This is a genomic window from Streptomyces canus, assembly GCF_001514145.1.
Taxonomy (GTDB): Bacteria; Actinomycetota; Actinomycetes; order Streptomycetales; family Streptomycetaceae; genus Streptomyces; species Streptomyces canus.
On the sequence record NZ_KQ948656.1, the window covers coordinates 1,073,004 to 1,073,764 of the forward strand.

The 761-nt window shown below is 74.4% G+C and carries 2 protein-coding genes; one reads left to right on the forward strand and one right to left on the reverse strand.

Features of this window, described 5'->3' with window-relative positions:
- A partial coding sequence (locus tag AQJ46_RS56515) for a hypothetical protein (protein ID WP_208616871.1) occupies nt 1-214 on the forward strand: 214 nt, incomplete at its 5' end.
- Nucleotides 215-400: 186 nt separating this feature from the next.
- Here the strand turns inward: AQJ46_RS56515 and AQJ46_RS04750 are convergent.
- Nucleotides 401-761, reverse strand: a 361-nt coding sequence (locus tag AQJ46_RS04750) for a TetR family transcriptional regulator C-terminal domain-containing protein (RefSeq protein WP_404828366.1), incomplete at its 5' end; no start/stop codon positions are given.

Genomic DNA, 761 nt, shown 5'->3' on the forward strand with positions numbered 1-761 from the left:
TCTCGCGCAGGATGGCGACGATCGGGCCGGTCGCCGACTCGTCGATGCCCGGCGGGAGTCCGTACCGCTGCCCGCATCCGCAGGGGGCGGCACCCAGCTCTACGAGGGCACCGCGGCGGAGCACTGGCACGAATTCCTGCACACGCGGTCCGGGTTGGCGCAGCGGCGGACCGAGTGCCACTGTCTGCCGGCGGCGAGGCGTTCGGCCGGCTGACCGTGCGGTTCAAGGCCGGCGACACCGTGTATGCGGGGGAGCAACTCGACTGGATGCGGGCGCAGTTCTTCGCCGGCCGCCCGGGCGACCGCCCGGCGGCGCGTGAACCTGCGGGCCGTGCCTGCGCGGCGTCGAAGTGGGCCGGCCGCATCAGGTGCCGGTGCAACGGGGCCGGCCCTGCCGTTGTCAGTGGTGGCGTGGGCGGGGCAGGAGTGCGAACGCGCTTTCCGCGATCGAGGTCAGGCGGGCGGGGCTGTGGCCGTATGCGCCGACGACGTCGCTCCCGCGGATGACGGTCAGCAGGAGGTAGGCGAGGTCGTCGGGATCGGCATCGGGGTCGATGTCGCCGTGGCGCTGCGCCGCTCGCACGCACTCGGCCACCGCCGTGCGGACCACGGAGAAGCAGTCGTTGGCCAGGCGTTGCACCTCGGGGTCGGAGGCGCCGATCTCCAGGGCCATCTTGGCGGCGAAGCAGGCCGCGGCCGTCCGGTCGGGGGCGGGGGGTACGTCGGGGGCGAGTGGCACCCCGTGGACGGCGCGGAGCAGG